Source organism: Pseudomonas sp. K5002 (assembly GCF_013386655.1).
Lineage (GTDB): Bacteria > Pseudomonadota > Gammaproteobacteria > Pseudomonadales > Pseudomonadaceae > Aquipseudomonas.
In genome coordinates this window covers 1-3,657 of sequence record NZ_JACARK010000504.1, presented here as the reverse complement: position 1 = coordinate 3,657, position 3,657 = coordinate 1, and the positions used below count along the sequence as shown (strand labels likewise).

Below are 3,657 nucleotides of genomic sequence, written 5' to 3'. Positions count from 1 at the left end.
CGATCGCCGATGAAGACCTCGGCCGCATCCGCATCGACCTCTGCGTGTACCGCAACCGCCCCCGCTCGGTGGCGGTGCTCAAGTGCCAGGAAATGCTGGCGGGGGCGATGCAGCGTTGTTCGCTGAACTGAGCCTGAGCCTCAGAAGATGTTGATCGGCACATTGGCGACGAGGCGGAACTCATCGTAGCTGCCGTCAATCTGCCCGCCGCTGGCGCGATGGTTGTAGACGATGGTGCGCAGTACGGTGTTCTTGAGTGTTCCGGACTGAATCACATAGGCCAGCATCAAGCCGTTTTCGTTGTGCTTGGCGCCATCCAGGCTGCGCACGTTGTAGCCGGTGTTGTGGCCGTTGCGGTCGCCATCGTAATGGGTGCCGTCGATGTCCCAACCCTTGGCGTGCCACAGGCTGGCGGTGAGGCCGGGCACACCGTAGGCGGCGAAGTCCAGGTCGTAGCGCAACTGCCAGGACTTTTCGTTGGGGCCGTTGTAGTCCGAGTACAGCGAGTTGGCCATGTAGTTGCCGGTGGACTCCCACACGTAGTCGAAGTATTCGTTGCCGAATACCTGCTGCCAGGCCAGGGTCAGGCTGTGGGCCAGGTGCGTGGCGGTGAAGGCCAGGCTGGCGGCGTTATTGTCGATGTAGCCGAGGTTTTTGTCGCCCGAGTCGCTGGTGTGGTAGTAGTTGAAGGCGGTCTTCAAGGCGATGTCGCTTTTGTCACCGATGCGGTGGGTCAGGCCGACGTAGGTCTGGTCCCACATGTCTTCGAAACGCGACGCGTAGACGCTGGCTTCCAGCCCGTAACCCGGTTTTACCGTGGCTCCCAGGTAGCTGATGCGTGCGCCGCTGTAGGCGCGGTTGCCGAAGGTGGTGGTGAGCTTTTCGGCGCCGGTGCCGGTGCGTGGAATCGCCCGCTCGAAGCTGCCGCCCTGCACCGACAGCCAGTCGAATTCGTTGCTGAACAAGCCCACGCCCTGGAAGCTGGAGGGCAGGGCGCGGTTGTCCTTGTAACGCAGGATCGGATTGTCGGTCATCAGCCGGCCAGCCTTGATCTCGGTGCTGGACAGGCGAAAACGCACGTCGCCCACCCCCAGGCGGCTCCAAGTGGGAATCGCATCGCCGTCGCCGTCCACCAGCACCCGGTCGCCGCCATTGGCCACCTTGCCGTGGCCGCGTTCCAGGTTGACCGCGCTGAAGATCCCCGCGTCCACACCCACGCCAATCAGGCCCTGGGTGTAGCCGGAGCTGTACTTGAGCATGCTGGTCTGCACCCAGGTTTCCCGTACACGCGTGGGCTCGACGCCGCCGGCTTTCTTGATGCTCAAGTGGGTGGTGCGTTGGGTGTGCTGGTTGGAATAGTAGTGACGCAGGTTCAGGTCCAGGGTGCTGCCTTCGAGAAAGCCCGGTGCGCTGGCCTGGGCGTTTTCCTGGGCGAAAGCCTGGGTGCTGGACGCCAGGGTGACGGCCAGCAAAAGACGTGGATACATGGTAAATCCCCATACAAATCAGACGTAAGGCGACCGTCCCGGCAGGCCTTCAGGTGCTGCCGGTCGGTGGCGAAAAGACGCGGGACAGTGGGAAAAGGTATTCAGCGAACCGAAGCTTCTGTGAGCCGGGTTTCGCGGGCCGGGCTGCCGGGCAGCGGCGGACGGGTTTCCTTGGCGAACCAGGCGGCGGTGAGGCACACCAGGTTGGCGATCAGCAGGTACCAGACCGGCGACATCGGGTCGCCGGTGGTGCCGATCAACCAGGTGATGATGATCTGCGCGGTGCCGCCGAACGCTGCCACACCGAAGGCGTAGACGATGGAGAAACCGGTGGAGCGCACGGATTTCGGGAAGCTTTCCACCAGCAACACGATCAGCGCCGCGCCACTCATGCCGTGCAGGCCCGAGAGTACCGCCAGGGTCAACAGGAAGGTCGCCGGGCTTGGGTGCTCGGTCATCAGTTGCAGGGCCGGGAATAAAATCAACAGCAACACCACCCGCGGTGTCATCAGGATCGTACGGCGCCCGAAGCGGTCGCAGAGCATGCCGCCAGCCACCGCGCACACGGCCATCGCGGCGCCGGCCACCAGGGTCGAGAGCATCGAAATGCTGGTGGGAAGCTTCAGTTCGGTGAGGGCGAAGGTGGTCATGTAGTTGAGGAAGTACTGGGTGATGGTGCTGCCGGAAAGGATCAGCAACCCCAGCACCAGTGCGCGCCGGTGCTTGCCGCAGACTTCCCGTACCAGGTCGCCGGTGCTGGTTTGCTCGCCGTGGCCGTGGAAGGTTTCGGCGAGGTTGCGGCGGATGTAGATGCCGATCGGCAACACCAGCAGGCCGAACACGAACGGCACGCGCCAGCCCCAGCTGTTGAGGTCTTCCGGGGACATGACCTTGGTCAGGGTGAACCCTACCAGCCCGGCCACCATGGCTGCGACGCCCTGGGCGACTACTTGCCAGCAGGCGTAGGTCCCGCGTTTGTGGGGTGGCGCCGCTTCGAGGATGTAGGTGGTGGCTGGGCCGGCTTCACCGCCCCAGGCCAGGCCCTGGATCATGCGGGTGAGTACCAGCAGGATCGGCGCCGCGATACCGATGGTCTCGTAACCGGGCAATATCGCGATGCTGCCGGTGCCCACGGCCATCATTACCAGGGTCAACAGCATCGCCGGTTTGCGCCCGACGCGGTCGGCGTAGGCGCCGATCAGTACTGCGCCCAGGGGCCGGACGATAAAGCCGATACCGAACGCCGTGACCGACAGCATCAGGCTGACGAAAGCGCTGTCGGACGGGAAGAACGTGTGGCCGATCATCACCGCAAAGGTTGCGTACACACCAAAGTCGAAAAACTCCACGGCGTTGCCCAGGACCACGGCGAAGATGCTCTTTTTGCCGGCGTCCGGGGACGGTGTTTCGGGTGCGTGATCAGGATCGGATCGTGTCAATTGCTCAGTGTGCATACCAGCCCCTCGATTTTAGTTATAGGTCGTCCGAGCTCCAGGCCAAGAGGGCCCGGAGCTGGCGTGTGGGTGGGCAGTTCTTACAGCGTCAAAAGTCAGGAAGGATTCGGCCAGTGGTGGATTGCGCCACGCCAGCTCTCGTAGGTTTTAGCGATTTGCAGCAGCCATTGATCGGCAAAACGCGGGGCGATCATCTGCAGGCCGATGGGCATGCCATCGGCGGCGAAACCGCAGTTGATCGACAACGCCGGTTGCTCGCCCATGTTCCACGGCACCGTGAACACGATGTGTTCGAACGGCAGTTGCGGGTTGTTGCTCGGTGATGGCCACTCGGCCGGGAAGGCATTGACCTGGTTAGTGGGGGACAGCACCAGGTCGAGTTCGGTGAACACCTGCGCGGCGCGGCGGCGCATTTCAAAGGTCTGGTTGAAACCCTTTACGGCTTGTACGCCGCTGATCTCGGCGCCCGGCGCGGCCCAGTCGCGGATGTACGGCAAGACCTTGTCGAACTGCTCGCTGCTCAGGGCCGACAAATCGCCCCACTGGCGGGCGCGCCAGAAATGGTCGAGGCCATCGAGTTGTGCGCGGTCCATGATTGGCGGGATCAGCGTGACCTTGGCGCCGTGGGCTTCGAACAGCCGCGCGGCTTGCTCCACGGCTTCACAGACGAAGCCTTCAGGCTGCATGCCTGCGCCGGGTTCAAGCATCAGGCCGAC

At 63.3% G+C, this 3,657-nt stretch carries 3 protein-coding genes; all 3 read right to left on the bottom strand.

Annotated features, from left to right (window positions below; genetic code table 11):
- Positions 1–140 precede the first annotated feature (140 nt).
- Complete coding sequence (locus HX846_RS21745) at positions 141–1,487, bottom strand: OprD family outer membrane porin (protein WP_102368688.1); 1,347 nt, start codon at positions 1,485–1,487, stop codon at positions 141–143.
- 101 nt (positions 1,488–1,588) lie between these two features.
- Complete coding sequence (locus HX846_RS21740; protein WP_008436037.1) at positions 1,589–2,941, bottom strand: citrate-proton symporter; 1,353 nt, start codon at positions 2,939–2,941, stop codon at positions 1,589–1,591.
- Between the two features lie 95 nt (positions 2,942–3,036).
- A partial coding sequence (locus HX846_RS21735; RefSeq protein WP_256739851.1) for an amidase family protein occupies positions 3,037–3,657 on the bottom strand: 621 nt, incomplete at its 5' end.